The following is a 14,442-nucleotide window of genomic DNA, read 5'->3' as shown; positions in this document are numbered from 1 at the left end:
TCATTATGTTTTTAATGGTTTTTTATAGTTAGCTACTTAAGGTTATTCACCTTGAATGGTCGCAATGACCGTACGGCTTCCACCACAATCTCGGTGCTCTCCTAAGTAAATGCCCTGCCATGTACCTAAAGCTAAACAACCATTGGCAATGGGTATTGTCACACTGGTGCCAAGTGTCGATGCTTTAATGTGGGCTGGCATGTCATCATCGCCTTCATAGGTGTGTCTGTAGTAGGGGGCTCGCTCAGGTACAAACTTATTAAAGTGTGATTCCATATCGGTACGGACGGTAGGATCTGCGTTCTCGTTTAGCGTGAGGCTGGCAGAGGTATGTTGGATAAAAAGATGTAATAAACCAACAGATAGAGAATTGATATCGTGTATCTGTTGTTCAATTTCATCAGTAATGAGATGAAATCCACGCTTTCTTGCATTTAGGTGTATAGTCTTCTGAATCCACATACGCCATCCTTTATAATGTATTTGGAAAAAAAGTGGTTTAACGCTATCTTTTGAACTTGAATTTATCAGGTATCGCTCACATTTAATTATGTTAGAGCTAGAGTCTGTACCGATTCTTGTATCAGGAAATCGAATCCTGATTTATCTCAAGGTACAGCTCTTCATATGCGGCATAATACGTCGTGAAAAAAAATTACAAAGAATCTTTCAGTGGTGACGCGGTTTGGTCATCACAGAAAAATATAAACTTTCGCCTAATCGGGGGTTCTATTCATCACCCAGGTGACGTTTAGAATAAAACCTACAGTAACATCGGGATAGATACCATGTTGAAAAATATCAACCCAACGCAAACACAAGCGTGGAAAGCTCTAACTGCACATTTTGAGTCTGCTCAAGATATGGATATGAAAGAGCTGTTTGCTCAAGATGCAAAGCGTTTCGAGAGCTTTTCTACTCGTTTCGGTTCTGACATCTTAGTGGATTACTCTAAGAACCTTATCGATGCTGAAACGATGCAGCACCTATTTGCTCTTGCGAACGAGACTGAAGTTAAGTCTGCAATCGAAGCAATGTTCGGCGGTGATGCAATCAACAAGACTGAAGGTCGTTCAGTACTTCACACTGCTCTACGTAACCGTAGCGACAACCCAGTAATGGTTGATGGCAAAGACGTAATGCCAGCAGTGAACGCAGTACTAGCGAAAATGGAACTGTTCACGCACCGCATCGTTTCTGGTGAGTGGAAAGGTTACACAGGTAAAGAGATCACTGATGTAGTTAACATCGGTATCGGCGGTTCGGACCTTGGTCCATACATGGTGACTGAAGCACTTACGCCATACAAAACTCGCCTGAACATGCACTTCGTTTCTAACGTAGATGGCACTCACATTGTTGAGACACTTAAGCCTCTTAACCCAGAAACAACGTTGTTCCTAGTAGCATCTAAGACATTTACGACTCAAGAAACAATGACGAATGCACACTCTGCTCGTGATTGGTTCCTGGCTGAAGCGGGTGATGACGCACACGTAGCTAAGCACTTCGCAGCGCTATCAACTAACGCAACATCAGTTGCTGAGTTTGGTATTGATACTGACAACATGTTCGAATTCTGGGACTGGGTTGGTGGTCGTTACTCACTATGGTCTGCAATCGGCCTTTCTATCTCTCTTTCTATCGGCTTCGATAACTTCGCTGAGCTACTAGATGGCGCACACGAGATGGATAACCACTTTGCTTCAACTGAGTTTGAAAGCAACATTCCAGTGATCCTTGCGCTTATTGGTGTTTGGTACAACAACTTCCATGGTGCTGAGTCAGAAGCGATTCTACCTTACGATCAATACATGCACCGTTTTGCTGCTTACTTCCAGCAAGGCAACATGGAATCAAACGGTAAGTTTGTTGACCGTGAAGGCAACCCAGTAGAATACCAAACAGGTCCTATCATCTGGGGTGAACCTGGTACTAACGGCCAACACGCTTTCTACCAACTGATTCACCAAGGCACTAAGCTGATCCCATCAGACTTTATTGCCCCTGCAATCAGCCACAACCCAGCATCTGATCACCACCAGAAGCTAATGTCTAACTTCTTTGCTCAAACTGAAGCACTAGCATTCGGTAAGACAAAAGAGACAGTGGAAGCTGAATTCCTAGCGGCAGGCAAAACAGCTGAAGAAGTGGCTGAGCTTGTACCTTTCAAAGTATTTGAAGGTAACCGTCCAACGAACTCTATTCTTGTTAAGCAAATCAACCCTCGCTCTTTAGGTAACCTAATCGCGATGTACGAGCACAAGATCTTCGTTCAAGGCGTTATCTGGAACATCTTCAGTTTCGACCAATGGGGTGTAGAACTTGGTAAGCAACTAGCAAACCAAATTCTTCCAGAGCTTGCTGACGATGCTCAAGTAACCTCTCACGACAGCTCAACTAACGGTCTAATCAACGCATTTAAAGCGTTGAAAGCTTAAGACTGTTTGAGTAACACCAAGTAATAACTGTAAACGCCAACCTTTCGGTTGGCGTTTTTTTATGTTCGTTGATTTTACGGCAATAAAAAAGGCTGACGTATGTACGTCAGCCTTTCGTTTTTTTATTTACTCGATTGCCTCTATTCGAAACAGATCTCGATGAAGGCATTACCCCACTGAGATGTGAAAGGCATGATGATAATAGCACCTTCACACTTATGACGAATGGTGTGGCCTTTACCTGAAACGACGATTGGCGTTGCCATGTCGAAATCAAAGCCGCTTTCTGCAAGAATACGTTTTGCACCACCAGTCACCATATTAGTGATTTCACCCACCATATCGGTCACTTCTTCGTTCAAGCCATTTGGTCGTTCACCCAACATGTTTTCCATGATTTCTAGGGCAAGACCTTCATCAAAAGTGATCGACATTGAGCCACGAGATTGTGTGCCAACCATACCAATTAGGCCGGATACATCACCACGAGCGATCTCATCTTTCTTAACTCTTGGTTTTTGTGGCTTCAATTCAAGAGAAGCCATCGTTTTTAATACGTTCATCAAAGAAGCTAAAAACGGGTTTACAAATTCAGCGCGCATAATGTTCTTCTATAATCTTATTCTTTCATTTCGGAGGAGCAAGATTGGCAAATGCCATGCGATTCAATGACATGATTGGTCAATTGAAAGCCATGCTTCTCAGCGTTACTAGCGAGTAGAGTGACAAGCGCATCGTCTTGCAATTCTATCACAGTGCCACATTTATCGCAGATCAGTAGTTGGGAGAAATGTTTGTTTGCATTGCAAGAACAGCAACATATGAAGCTATTGGTTGATTCAACTCGGTGAATGAAACCTTGTTCCAACAAGAAATCCAAAGCACGATAAACTGTAGGAGGCTTGGCTTGCGGTTCACTGACTTTCAACTGCTCTAATAATTCATAAGCACTAGAGGCTTTTTTATTAGAGAAAATGAGCTCAAACACTCGCTTTCTCTGAGGTGTTAATCTAACGCCTCGAGATGCGCATATCCCTTCAACTTGCTCTATTAATGTGTGGTCCAAATTTTTCACCATTCAATCGGACATCCCTATTCAAACCCTATTTCTAGGTTACTACGTTTTGGGAGCCAATGATTTCTATTAAAGTCAGGTACAGAGCGTATTGTGACCCACGACTTTGAATAAGACAAGGTAACTCAAAATGACAGTGTGACTCAAGGCATAACTGATTAATGAGGCTGAATTAGAGATCTGGTGAATGTGTTTATAAAAAAATGTGCAATAAGGTGCTTTTATAAAATGATCTCAATCGACATTGGCTTGTCATCGACTAAGAAAGGTTTAGCGTTACTTGGCGCGGGAGCGGCTTTGGTAGCTGGTCACCCTGAACTTGTCACCGCGAGCATATCGGCAGACGGTGTTCAATTCGGTGGCATTATTGGCGCAAGTGCTCCAATAGTATTTGGCTTATGGGAAACTCTACGTAATGAGTTCAAGTAATGGCAGAGTATCAAACAATAATTGTTGCCGTTGTTAGTGCCTTGTCTAGCGGTGTTGGTGTGGGGATAGCGCTTAAAACGGATGTGAAGTGGTTGCGGCTGATGATGGAAAAGATGGATGAGAGATTAACTAAGCTTGAAAATAAAAGCCTTAGTTCGTAGGGGCATTGATCAAATGAGACTATCGTTAGTTCTTAAGTGATATCTGCGTAAAGCAGAACAACCAGTAACAAGGTTCAAAGCCAACAAGAGAAAATAGACATGCTAGAACCAATATTTCCTTATGAATACACTACAAGCAATATTGCTTTAAGGACATTACTGGCAACTCTACGCCCTAAAGAATAAGTTATCGGCAGCTAAATGTGATCTAAATCACATTTTTTGTGATTTATATGATATTTTAAAAGCACTGGTTATTCATCCATGAATATGGTGCATATACATTAAATACGTATAATATGCGCACGTAAGAGGCAGTACGCAGTTTTTACGCACTATCGCAGTAATGTATTTGTTTTGACAAAAAATGCACCTATAGCGCTTTTAGGGGCGTTTAATATTAAATTGACTTTGAAGTTGACAGTTATTGAGAGGTCAGTATAATTCCGCGCCCTAAGAACGGCTATCTGCTGGCATTGACCTTCAGGTCGATAGCAATTAGAGTTCGTTTGTAGTCAGTAGTTAATGGAATTTATTCCATTAAGGCTATACAAAATTTTGTCTCTGGCTTGATAACCCAGAAGACGATCTGAAGGATTAAGAACCCTGAGGATGTAAAACAAAGTCCGTTTGAACGTACATCAAAATGACTATAAACATTAAGCCCGTTCCCTGTAGGTGACGGGCTTTTCTCGTGCCTTGAGTTTGCATGTGGGAATTTGTGTGGTAACATATCAATATTCAAGTGAAAATACCTTCATATCTAGCTTGAATACATCTGTCTTATCAACAGATTGAAATGTAAATGTCGGCTCTTAACCGACTTAATGTACGAATGCATAACCTACAGAGGTAACACTAATGCGAAATGTAAACTTGCAACAGAATCAACCTAGCCTACACAAAGTGGGACACCCAATCGTAAAGCTAACAGAGAAACAATTCACTAACTACAGCAGCTTATGGGCTTCTCGTCAGGTTGGTAAATTGTCTAAAACAGCTCTATTGCTCAAAGCAATCTCTGACAACCCTCTCTCCCAAACGAATGAACTAAGACAACTAGCTGGTTGTAGTAATGTCCCTGACTTAGTGAATTCAATTAATAAGAAGCTGATGGGTAAAGGCTTAATGGTTATTCGTGTTGAACCCGTTGGTGTGGCTCGAAATGATGACTTCCATTTCTGGTGTCTAATTGAAGCACCAATCATGAGTATTCCAGTGCAAATGGCTGTTAATGACCCTCTTAACTAGCACTTATATCAGCGATTAATTAAAGCACTACGATTGTAGTGCTTTTGGCATATCTCAATATTCTTAACTTATTATCCGTAGAGTTAGCAGTAAAAGATTCATTGCGGAGTCTTATTGTGTAATTTATGCGGAAACAGCTGTGTATACACCTGCCATAATATGTTTAGGTTTCTATGACCTGTCACTTGGGCTACCTCTTCAATGGAGTAGCCCTTTTCAAATAGTCTACTAGCTCCCTCTCTCCTTAAATCGTGATATCTCAAGTCCTCAATACCCAGTTCGTTTCTCACTCTTTGAAAGCCAGCACTAACACTTCGTGAGTTGTACGGGAAAATTAGTTCACCTTTGTTCGGTTGCTTTAGTGCGATCTCAAATGACTCGCCAAGCAACGGCACAATCATGTGGTTACCTTCTTTCTTCCTTGGGTCTTTTCTATCTCTAACCAGTATCGTCTTATGTTCTTGGTTAAGGTCTTCCCAACGCAGCTTGCAGACTTCGCCAATTCGCATACAAGTAAGAATGCTGAACTCTAGAATGTCAGTGAATGGGATTCGAGTTGTGCCATTTGGCCGGAAAGACTCACGTTGTTCTAATCCAAGCTTTAATAGTTTCAGTTCTTCAGAAGTCGGGCGGCGTGTTCGTTTCTGACTTTTACCGACTAACCCCATATCAATCAGAACAGGGACGGCTTCATCAAAAATCTGGTGATTGGTGTCGATGTTGAAGACAGGCTTAGACTTTTTCATTACAGAACGTAGGTAAGCAATATCATGATAAATCGTTGCGGGTTTGGCTCCTGCGCCTCTTCTGTTTTTACAGTGCTCGATTAAGTCGCTAGTTCGTAGCTGATTACTCTCAACTTGGGCGATATCGCAATCTCTAAGCATCTTAATCACATAGCGTTTGGTGCGGCCTGTATTGTCCCAAAGGTCACGCTCGGCCATGAACAAATCGAGGAGTACCGAAAGGGGGACTGTTTTTGGCTGATTGAGTACCCCTTGAGCCTCTAGTTCAGCTACCCTTTTTTTACCGAAAGCTTTAGCGAGTGCTTTCTTTTTTAGAGTTTTGCTTTCCCTGTGTATAATGCGCGAATTCTTTTTAACGATGATTGTTACCTTGAACCTTGGTTCACCGCTTTTTAGCTTTCTGGTCTCGATGGTGTAACTTGCCATTGTCCAACTCCTAAAGGGGTACTTGAGGGGTACTACAGGAAGTAATTCCGTTTAATTCTAGGTAATTCACTGTATGTTTGTACAGTATTAATTGAGACTGAATCATGACAAACACTAATAAAACCAGTAAATACGCTAGTAACCGACTTTCTGTTGCACCCATGTTGGATTGGACTGACCGCCACTGTCGTTACTTTCACCGTTTGCTTTCTCAGCAGACGCTTCTGTACACGGAAATGATAACAACAGGTGCGATCTTACATGGTAAGGGCGATTTTCTAGAATATAACGAGCAAGAACATCCTCTTGCACTTCAACTCGGCGGTTCAAACCCGGTTGATCTAGCTGCTTGTGCCAAGCTTGCTGGAGAGCGTGGCTATGATGAAATCAACCTTAATGTCGGTTGTCCTTCAGACCGAGTTCAGAATGGTCGATTTGGTGCTTGCCTAATGGCTGAACCTGAGCTGGTGGCAGATTGTGTGTCGGCAATGAAAGAAGTCACTGATATTCCAATTACCGTGAAAACGCGTATTGGTATCGACGACCAAGACTCTTATGAGTTTCTAACTAAGTTTGTTTCGACGGTTTCTGAAAAAGGCGGCTGTGAACAATTTACTATTCATGCTCGTAAAGCATGGTTGAGTGGCCTTAGCCCGAAAGAGAACCGAGAGATCCCACCGCTAGATTACGATCGTGCATACCAAATCAAGAAAGACTTCTCTGATCTCGTGATTGCCGTGAATGGTGGCGTTACTACTCTTGAGCAAACTAAAGAGCACTTGCAACACCTTGATGGTGTGATGATCGGTCGTGAGGCTTACCATAGCCCATTTATCTTGGCTGAAGTTGATCAACAGATTTTTGGTTTAGACACGCCAATCAAGAAGCGCTCGCAAGTGGTTGAAGAAATGTACCCGTACATTGAGCGTGAGCTTTCAAATGGTGCAAGCTTAGGACACATCTCTCGTCATATGCTTGGTTTGTTCCAAAGCATGCCGGGCGCAAGGCAATGGCGTCGCTACATCAGTGAAAACGCACATAAGAAAGGTGCAGGTATCGAAGTGATGCAGACAGCATTGGCTAAAATCCCTAAAGAGCTAAACGTATAACCTCCCTCTAGGTTAAAAGTTCGAGTTTAAAAGCCCAAGCTAAAAAAACAAGCTTATAAACCTAAGCTTAAAAACCTAAGGCTAAATTCGCCACTAGAGGCTAAATTTACCATTGATAGTTTCTTTAAAAGCCACGCATTTAGATGTGTGGCTTTTTATTTACCTGATAAATAAGGGTTTTATTGGTTTTACTAACTTGGTATGGAAGCTGCAATGTTAGAAAGTAGGAAAGATAGGTCATTAACTCATTAGGGAGACCATTATGTTTGAATTAATCTTTGTTCTTATTTTCGTCGCAACTCTACTTGTCACTGGTATCACGTTTATGACGGTATTGGCTGCAACCGGAATCGCGTTAGTCGTCATGTTGGTCTTGGGTATGATGGGGGTTGTGTTTAAGTTGCTGCCTTGGTTAATTGTGATTGCATTGGGTATCTGGTTTTTCAAAAACTTTGTACACAGTTCTAACCAAAGACGTTACTAAGGTCATGGTGTCGTCAAATCTTTGATCGTCATCGGTTTATCGTTTTAGAATTTAAGATGTGTGATAGAATTTTCCCCAATAATCTATGAATGTGCATACAATTAGCACAACGATATGGAATTGGAGCTATCTCAAATGAATAAAATGCCATTAATTGCTTTAGTGGGAATGCTATCTTTAAGCTCGGCAGTGTCTGCTGAAGAAGAGTTTTCTTACACGGCTAAAGTCGGTGCCGATATGTGGTGGGGAAGTACAAAGCTAAACGAAGTTAGACAAGATGATGATTCTAACTCACCTTCGTTGTATCTCGCATTTGAGCATAATGCCCCGATGCTACCAAACGCTAGCTTTCGCTATACTTCTGTTGATGCAGATTCATTGGCTTTCGATAAGTACGACTACACCTTCTATTACACGTTGTTAGATCACAAGTTGATGAACTTCGATGCGGGTGTGACGTTTACTCAGTATTCAAACTCGAATTATATCGAACCGAAAACGGGTGGCGCTCAAACAAGCTTTGATGAATTCACTTGGAGCTTCTACGGCAACGCAGAGATCAACGTTCCTGAGACCAATTTCGATATCATCGGTACGATGGAGTTCGGTGATAGCAGTGGTATTAAGAGCACTGATTTGATGGCAGGTGTTCAGTACCGAATTCCTGTAGCAGAAACTGAGATAGCACTGCGTGGTGGTTACCGCGTGATCGACCTTGATTCGGAAGAGTTCTTCTCTTCAGAGGTTGGCAAAGAGTTTGTCATGGTTGATGGCTGGTTTGCTGGCGCTGAAGTGCGCTTCTAGGCCATAGAAAGCAAATTTAGAACGAATTTTGAGAACGCCACTTTATTAAGTGGCGTTTTTTTATATCTATTGGTTATATCCTTCTGGAATTAGTTAGCACATTCATCACTTTCGACCATCCTTTATACAGAGAGCTAATTAGCGTCTATTCTTATAAGGTCTATGTTGTGAGGTCAAAGCAAGGGATGGAATATGACACTCAATGAATTACGAAATTTATATAGAGAAAATCTGTTAGTTGAAGCGATCATAGAGCCCTCAATTCAAGAAGGGTCTTGGGTTGTGGAGTTTCGCCATATGGGAGGTGGCTTTGTTCTGCTTACTGATGTTCATGGTGAAGAGTGCCATTACGCGGATTTAGACTTAGCATCTAAATCGGCAATGGCGGTTGGCTTTCAGCAAGTGCGTATTGAAAACCAGTAAGTCAATTTAGGTTTCAATCGGTTTTTACTTCCAAAAAGTTATAAAACATACTTTTCTATTCTTTCTTGTTATTAAAAGGAGTGGTTAATCTATCGTCACGCAATGATTAGGGATGTCGTGACCATGTCTTTAAATAAGAAAGAGTCTTCACAAAATAATAATGCACAGTCTGGGGCTAATGAGTTACCTGGGCTAGCAGCACCACTTAATGACCAACAATTGGGTCATCTTCAACACACTGTTTCTGAGTTATCTTCACAACAACTGGCATGGGTCAGTGGTTACCTTTGGGGAGTTAGCCAAGCTCAGCCTGTCGGTGCAGCTGCGCCAATCGCTCAAGCGGCTGCTGCAGTAGCGGCTAAACCAGCGGGTAAGCTCAGCATTATCTTCGCATCTCAAACAGGTAATGCTAAAGGTGTCGCTGAATCGCTTGAGGCAGAAGCTAAAGCCTTAGGTATTGCGGTCGAGCTTTTCGATGCAAGTGATTATAAAGGTAAGAACCTAGCCAAAGAGACACACGTCATTTTTGTGGCTTCAACCAATGGTGAGGGCGAAGCCCCTGATAACGCTATTGAGTTGCATGAATTCCTACAATCGAAGAAAGCGCCAAAATTATCAAACCTACAATACGGTGTGATTGGTTTAGGTGACTCAAGCTATGAGTTCTTCTGCCAAACGGCTAAAGACTTCGATAGCTTCCTCGCTAAGCTTGGTGCTAAATCGTTTGTCGACCGTCTTGATTGTGATGTTGATTACGAAGAATCAGCAACGGAATGGTGCGCTAAAGCATTAGAGCAAGTAAAAGAGACGCTATCGACAGGCACTGAAGCCGATGTGGTTCAATTACCAGTCGGTCAAGCGGCCGCCGGTCATTCGCAATACACCAAACAAAACCCATACACCGCGACACTATTGACGAGCCAAAAGATCACCGGCCGTGATTCGGGCAAAGATGTTCGTCACATCGAGATTGATCTTGATGAGTCGGGTATTACTTACCAACCGGGTGATGCGCTAGGCGTATGGTTTGAAAACAGTTCAGAACTCGCAAATCAGATCCTTTCTAAGGTTGGGTTGTCTGGTATCGAAAGTGTTGATGTCGATGGTGACAACTTATCTATCCACAGCGCACTCGTCAGTAAATTCGAAATTACATCTTCAAATCCTCAACTAGTGACTAAGTTTGCTGAGCTTTCGGGCAGCAAGAAGTTAATTAAGCTGGTGGAAGATAAAGACAAGCTTCGTGAATACGCGGGTAATACTCAAGTTGTCGATGTTTTAGCTGAGAAGAAAACTAAGCTATCGGCTGATGAATTGATTGGTCTACTACGTAAGCTGACACCGCGTCTCTACTCTATTGCATCAAGCCAAGCTGAAGTGGATGAAGAAGTTCACTTGACGGTTGGTTTGGTTGAATACCAAAAAGGCGATGAATCTCGTTTAGGCGGAGCTTCTAGCTTCTTAGCTCAGCGCTTGGAAGAAGGTGGTGAAGTGAAGGTGTTTGTTGAGAACAACAATAACTTCAAACTACCACAAGACGACAATACACCAATCATCATGGTTGGGCCGGGTACCGGTATCGCACCGTTCCGCAGTTTTGTTCAAGAGCGTGAAAACAATGATGCTGAAGGCAAAAGCTGGCTCTTCTTTGGTGACCGAACTTTCACTCAAGATTTCTTATATCAAGTTGAATGGCAGAAGTACCTTAAATCTGGTGCGCTAACCAAGCTTGATGTTGCCTTTAGTCGTGACCAAAAAGAAAAGGTTTATGTTCAAGACCGCTTAATTGAACAAGCAGCTCAGGTTTGGCAATGGCTTCAAGAGGGCGCGTACCTCTATGTATGTGGCGATGCGACTCGAATGGCGAAAGATGTTCATGAAGCGTTAGTTACAATTGCGGAAAAACATGGCAATCAGAGCCGCGAGCAAGCTGAACAATATATTAATGATTTACGTAAAGCGAAACGTTACCAAAGGGATGTGTACTAATGAGCAAGCAAGTAATAGAGCAAGAAGTGCTAGGTCAAGTACTGGGACCTTTGGCTGATAACGAACGTCTTAAGCGTGAAAGTAAAAATCTTCGCGGTACGATTGAACAAGATCTCCAAGATAGAATTACGGGTGGTTTTACTGCTGATAACTTTCAGTTGATTCGTTTCCACGGTATGTATCAACAAGACGACCGTGATATTCGTAATGAACGTACCAAGCAAAAGCTAGAACCTTTACATAACGTCATGCTGCGTGCGCGTATGCCTGGCGGGATCATCACTCCGAAGCAGTGGCTCGCGATTGATAAATTCGCAGATGAAAGTACCTCTTATGGTTCTATCCGTCTCACAACTCGTCAAACTTTCCAGTTCCATGGCGTGTTGAAGCCGAACATTAAGTTAATGCACCAAACACTAAACAGTATTGGTATTGATTCCATTGCAACGGCGGGTGACGTAAACCGAAATGTTTTGTGTACCACAAACCCGGTTGAGTCTGAGCTCCATCAAGAAGCTTATGAGTGGGCGAAAAAGATCAGTGAACATCTATTACCTAAGACTCGTGCTTATGCAGAAATCTGGTTAGATGGTGAAAAGCTAGCAACAACGGATGAAGAACCTATCTTAGGTAGCAACTACTTACCACGTAAGTTCAAGACGACGGTTGTAATTCCTCCACAGAATGACGTAGATGTTCATGCTAACGATCTTAACTTCATCGCGATTGCTAAAGACGGAAAGCTGGTGGGCTTTAACGTATTAGTGGGTGGTGGTCTTGCAATGACGCACGGCGATACTTCTACTTATGCACGTAAAGCTGACGATTTCGGTTTTGTGCCATTAGATAAAACGTTAGATGTAGCAGCTGCGGTGGTAACGACTCAGCGTGATTGGGGTAACCGTTCGAACCGTAAGAACGCCAAAACCAAATACACACTAGACCGTGTTGGTATTGATGTATTCAAAGCAGAAGTAGAAAAACGTGCAGGCGTTGAGTTTTCTGAAAGCCGTCCTTATGAGTTTACTGGCCGTGGCGATCGTATCGGTTGGGCGGAAGGTATTGATGGTAAGCACCACTTAGCGTTATTCATCGAAAATGGTCGTTTACTTGATTTCCCGGGTAAAGCGCTGAAAACAGGTGTTGCTGAAATAGCGAAGATCCACAAAGGTGACTTCCGTATGACAGCGAACCAAAACCTAATTGTTGCTGGTGTACCTAAGAGCCAAAAGGCAAAAATTGAAAAGCTGGCACGTCAATACGGTCTGATGGATGATGCCGTTTCCGAGCAGCGTAAAAACTCAATGGCTTGTGTGGCATTCCCAACATGTCCTTTAGCAATGGCAGAAGCTGAGCGTTTTCTTCCTGAGTTTGTAACGGATGTTGAAGACATTCTGAAGAAACATGGATTACCAGAAGAAGATAACATCATCCTTCGTATCACGGGTTGTCCAAACGGTTGTGGTCGTGCAATGTTGGCTGAACTGGGGTTAGTCGGTAAGGCTCCGGGGCGTTACAACATGCACTTAGGTGGCAACAAAGCCGGAACTCGTATCCCGAAGATGTATAAAGAGAACATCACTTCAGCTCAGATCTTAGAAGAGATTGATTCGCTGGTGGGACGTTGGGCTACGGAACGTAACGACAATGAAGGGTTCGGTGATTTTACAATCCGAGCTGGCATCATCGAAGAGGTGATCATTTCAAAGAGGGATCTGCATGCATAATTCTGTCGCTTCAAAACTGAAGTTAGCAGAGCTACTCGCATTGACTAAGACGGAGCAGATACTTCGTCTTGGACAAATCAATGCTGAGTTAGAGCAGCTAACCGCATTAGAAAGAGTTAAGTGGGCACTCGAACATTTAGAAGGGACACATGTTGTGTCTTCTAGTTTCGGAATCCAAGCGGCGTTGATGCTGCACTTAGTGACTCAAGCAAAACCAGATATTCCGGTTATTCTTACGGACACTGGGTATCTATTCCCGGAAACGTATCAATTTATCGATGAGTTAAGTCAGAAGTTGACTCTAAACCTTCAAGTTTTTCGTTCTCAGCAGAGCCCTAATTGGCAAGAAGCGCAATATGGCAAACTTTGGGAGCAAGGTATAGAAGGGATAGAGAAGTACAACAAGCTTAATAAAGTTGAACCGATGAGAAGAGCGCTGGATGAACTCGAGGCTGGCACTTGGTTTTCTGGGTTGAGAAGAGAGCAATCTCAATCGCGTGCAAACTTGCCTATCTTATCTATCCAAAATGGTGTGTTTAAGTTCTTGCCAGTAATTGATTGGACAAATAAAGATGTTCATTATTACTTAGAAGAGCATGGTCTCAGTTACCACCCACTTCGCGAACAGGGGTACCTTTCTGTTGGAGATACTCATACGACTAAGAAATGGGAACCGGGTATGACTGAAGAAGAAACCCGTTTTAATGGTCTAAAACGAGAATGTGGTCTCCATGAAGACGATGGAGAGCAATATGGCTCTGGGATTTAGACTCATTGCCATTTCAAAAGCTGCCATAAGGCAGCTTTTTTGTTTTCTAGCATGAAAATTAGAGCAATTGTGGATAAGTCTGTGGTTATTCTGTAGGTACTTTGTAGTTAAACTTGCACAAATAAGGCTTTGAGTGTTTATTCGTCATCTAACCGTTATTTTTACATTTTTCTTTAATAAACACTTGCCAATGTGAGGAACATCTCTATAATGCCGCCTCACTGACACGGTAGACGCCACAAGGCTTCAGCGAAGAATGTTAGTAAGGCAACTAGCTTTAAGCGATTATTCGCTTCTACTTTTTAAAAGTAGAAATTAATTTTCAAAAGTGTTTGACACTGAGAATTAAAACGCTAGAATGGCCGCCTCTTCCGAAGTGATGTAAGTCACAACGAAGAGAAGCTCTTTAACAATTTAAACCTATCAATCTGTGTGGGCACTCGTTGATGAATATCAAAACGTTTTATCTTCCCTTTTAATTAAGAGAAGTAAAACAGATTCCTCGGAATCAACTTTGGTTTCAATGAACTGAGTGACCAATACGAATAACTACTTTCTCTTGTAGAAAGAAAGTATTTGGCACAGTCAATTCATTATCTTTCTGTTGG

The 14,442-nt window shown here is 42.4% G+C and carries 15 protein-coding genes; 11 read left to right on the top strand and 4 right to left on the bottom strand.

The features are described 5' to 3' along the window. Positions 1 to 42: 42 nt before the first annotated feature. Positions 43 to 462 (bottom strand): secondary thiamine-phosphate synthase enzyme YjbQ, encoded by a 420-nt coding sequence (locus L3V35_RS18975; protein ID WP_237300477.1) that lies wholly within the window; start codon positions 460 to 462, stop codon positions 43 to 45. Between the two features lie 326 nt (positions 463 to 788). On the opposite strand from L3V35_RS18975, the gene pgi reads away from it, so the two are divergent. After that, positions 789 to 2,441, top strand: a complete 1,653-nt coding sequence (gene pgi / locus L3V35_RS18970; protein ID WP_004735848.1) for a glucose-6-phosphate isomerase — start codon at positions 789 to 791, stop codon at positions 2,439 to 2,441. A 140-nt stretch (positions 2,442 to 2,581) separates the two neighbouring features. Here the strand turns inward: pgi and L3V35_RS18965 are convergent, their stop codons facing one another. After that, complete coding sequence (locus tag L3V35_RS18965) at positions 2,582 to 3,043, bottom strand: chemotaxis protein CheX (RefSeq protein WP_004735847.1); 462 nt, start codon at positions 3,041 to 3,043, stop codon at positions 2,582 to 2,584. Positions 3,044 to 3,060: 17 nt separating this feature from the next. Further along, positions 3,061 to 3,519 (bottom strand): zinc uptake transcriptional repressor Zur, encoded by a 459-nt coding sequence (gene zur, locus L3V35_RS18960; RefSeq protein WP_017078243.1) that lies wholly within the window; start codon positions 3,517 to 3,519, stop codon positions 3,061 to 3,063. Positions 3,520 to 3,744: 225 nt separating this feature from the next. Here zur and L3V35_RS18955 point away from each other — a divergent pair, with 225 nt between their 5' ends. From L3V35_RS18955 to L3V35_RS18945, 3 genes are all read left to right on the top strand, one after another. Then, positions 3,745 to 3,945 carry a hypothetical protein gene (locus tag L3V35_RS18955; protein ID WP_237300476.1) on the top strand — a complete coding sequence of 67 codons (201 nt, stop codon included), beginning with the start codon at positions 3,745 to 3,747 and terminating at the stop codon, positions 3,943 to 3,945. Next, positions 3,945 to 4,106, top strand: a complete 162-nt coding sequence (locus L3V35_RS18950) for a hypothetical protein (protein ID WP_176680813.1) — start codon at positions 3,945 to 3,947, stop codon at positions 4,104 to 4,106. The genes L3V35_RS18955 and L3V35_RS18950 overlap by 1 nt, the downstream gene beginning before the upstream one ends. A gap of 861 nt (positions 4,107 to 4,967) precedes the next feature. Further along, positions 4,968 to 5,357 (top strand): hypothetical protein, encoded by a 390-nt coding sequence (locus L3V35_RS18945; RefSeq protein ID WP_237300475.1) that lies wholly within the window; start codon positions 4,968 to 4,970, stop codon positions 5,355 to 5,357. 98 nt (positions 5,358 to 5,455) lie between these two features. Here L3V35_RS18945 and L3V35_RS18940 read toward each other — a convergent pair whose 3' ends face one another. Further along, positions 5,456 to 6,529, bottom strand: coding sequence for a site-specific integrase (locus L3V35_RS18940; RefSeq protein WP_237300474.1), 1,074 nt, complete (start codon positions 6,527 to 6,529; stop codon positions 5,456 to 5,458). Positions 6,530 to 6,633: 104 nt separating this feature from the next. On the opposite strand from L3V35_RS18940, the gene dusA reads away from it, so the two are divergent. The 7 genes from dusA to L3V35_RS18905 all read left to right on the top strand — a co-directional run bounded on the left by dusA (position 6,634) and on the right by L3V35_RS18905 (position 13,834). Continuing rightward, entirely contained in the window at positions 6,634 to 7,638 is a 1,005-nt protein-coding gene (dusA, locus tag L3V35_RS18935) for a tRNA dihydrouridine(20/20a) synthase DusA (RefSeq protein WP_004735817.1), read from the top strand. A gap of 262 nt (positions 7,639 to 7,900) precedes the next feature. Continuing rightward, positions 7,901 to 8,122, top strand: a complete 222-nt coding sequence (gene pspG, locus L3V35_RS18930; protein WP_004735816.1) for an envelope stress response protein PspG — start codon at positions 7,901 to 7,903, stop codon at positions 8,120 to 8,122. A 135-nt stretch (positions 8,123 to 8,257) separates the two neighbouring features. Beyond that, positions 8,258 to 8,926 carry a TIGR04219 family outer membrane beta-barrel protein gene (locus tag L3V35_RS18925; RefSeq protein WP_054548390.1) on the top strand — a complete coding sequence of 223 codons (669 nt, stop codon included), beginning with the start codon at positions 8,258 to 8,260 and terminating at the stop codon, positions 8,924 to 8,926. A 192-nt stretch (positions 8,927 to 9,118) separates the two neighbouring features. Beyond that, on the top strand, positions 9,119 to 9,349 hold the full coding sequence (locus L3V35_RS18920; RefSeq protein WP_004735813.1) for a hypothetical protein: 231 nt from the start codon (positions 9,119 to 9,121) through the stop codon (positions 9,347 to 9,349). A 123-nt stretch (positions 9,350 to 9,472) separates the two neighbouring features. Then, positions 9,473 to 11,338, top strand: coding sequence for an assimilatory sulfite reductase (NADPH) flavoprotein subunit (locus L3V35_RS18915; RefSeq protein WP_237300473.1), 1,866 nt, complete (start codon positions 9,473 to 9,475; stop codon positions 11,336 to 11,338). Further along, the gene (gene cysI, locus L3V35_RS18910) at positions 11,338 to 13,065 is read left to right on the top strand and encodes an assimilatory sulfite reductase (NADPH) hemoprotein subunit (RefSeq protein ID WP_004735811.1); all 1,728 of its coding nucleotides are present in this window, start codon (positions 11,338 to 11,340) and stop codon (positions 13,063 to 13,065) included. The genes L3V35_RS18915 and cysI overlap by 1 nt, the downstream gene beginning before the upstream one ends. Beyond that, positions 13,058 to 13,834 carry a phosphoadenylyl-sulfate reductase gene (locus L3V35_RS18905; protein WP_017073463.1) on the top strand — a complete coding sequence of 259 codons (777 nt, stop codon included), beginning with the start codon at positions 13,058 to 13,060 and terminating at the stop codon, positions 13,832 to 13,834. The genes cysI and L3V35_RS18905 overlap by 8 nt, the downstream gene beginning before the upstream one ends. Positions 13,835 to 14,442: the final 608 nt, after the last annotated feature.

The organism is Vibrio sp. L5-1 (genome assembly GCF_021728315.1).
In the GTDB taxonomy this organism is placed as follows: Bacteria; Pseudomonadota; Gammaproteobacteria; order Enterobacterales; family Vibrionaceae; genus Vibrio; species Vibrio splendidus_K.
Note: the sequence above shows the minus strand (reverse complement) of the source record. Positions and strands in the feature narration are given on the sequence as shown.

What these genes read in the sequence shown, in the direction of transcription:
- L3V35_RS18975 (WP_237300477.1), bottom strand. Translation starts at nt 462, where the DNA reads ATGTGGATTCAGAAGACTATACACCTAAATGCAAGAAAGCGTGGATTT.
- pgi (WP_004735848.1), top strand. Translation starts at nt 789, where the DNA reads ATGTTGAAAAATATCAACCCAACGCAAACACAAGCGTGGAAAGCTCTA.
- L3V35_RS18965 (WP_004735847.1), bottom strand. Translation starts at nt 3,043, where the DNA reads ATGCGCGCTGAATTTGTAAACCCGTTTTTAGCTTCTTTGATGAACGTA.
- zur (WP_017078243.1), bottom strand. Translation starts at nt 3,519, where the DNA reads ATGGTGAAAAATTTGGACCACACATTAATAGAGCAAGTTGAAGGGATA.
- L3V35_RS18955 (WP_237300476.1), top strand. Translation starts at nt 3,745, where the DNA reads ATGATCTCAATCGACATTGGCTTGTCATCGACTAAGAAAGGTTTAGCG.
- L3V35_RS18950 (WP_176680813.1), top strand. Translation starts at nt 3,945, where the DNA reads ATGGCAGAGTATCAAACAATAATTGTTGCCGTTGTTAGTGCCTTGTCT.
- L3V35_RS18945 (WP_237300475.1), top strand. Translation starts at nt 4,968, where the DNA reads ATGCGAAATGTAAACTTGCAACAGAATCAACCTAGCCTACACAAAGTG.
- L3V35_RS18940 (WP_237300474.1), bottom strand. Translation starts at nt 6,529, where the DNA reads ATGGCAAGTTACACCATCGAGACCAGAAAGCTAAAAAGCGGTGAACCA.
- dusA (WP_004735817.1), top strand. Translation starts at nt 6,634, where the DNA reads ATGACAAACACTAATAAAACCAGTAAATACGCTAGTAACCGACTTTCT.
- pspG (WP_004735816.1), top strand. Translation starts at nt 7,901, where the DNA reads ATGTTTGAATTAATCTTTGTTCTTATTTTCGTCGCAACTCTACTTGTC.
- L3V35_RS18925 (WP_054548390.1), top strand. Translation starts at nt 8,258, where the DNA reads ATGAATAAAATGCCATTAATTGCTTTAGTGGGAATGCTATCTTTAAGC.
- L3V35_RS18920 (WP_004735813.1), top strand. Translation starts at nt 9,119, where the DNA reads ATGACACTCAATGAATTACGAAATTTATATAGAGAAAATCTGTTAGTT.
- L3V35_RS18915 (WP_237300473.1), top strand. Translation starts at nt 9,473, where the DNA reads ATGTCTTTAAATAAGAAAGAGTCTTCACAAAATAATAATGCACAGTCT.
- cysI (WP_004735811.1), top strand. Translation starts at nt 11,338, where the DNA reads ATGAGCAAGCAAGTAATAGAGCAAGAAGTGCTAGGTCAAGTACTGGGA.
- L3V35_RS18905 (WP_017073463.1), top strand. Translation starts at nt 13,058, where the DNA reads ATGCATAATTCTGTCGCTTCAAAACTGAAGTTAGCAGAGCTACTCGCA.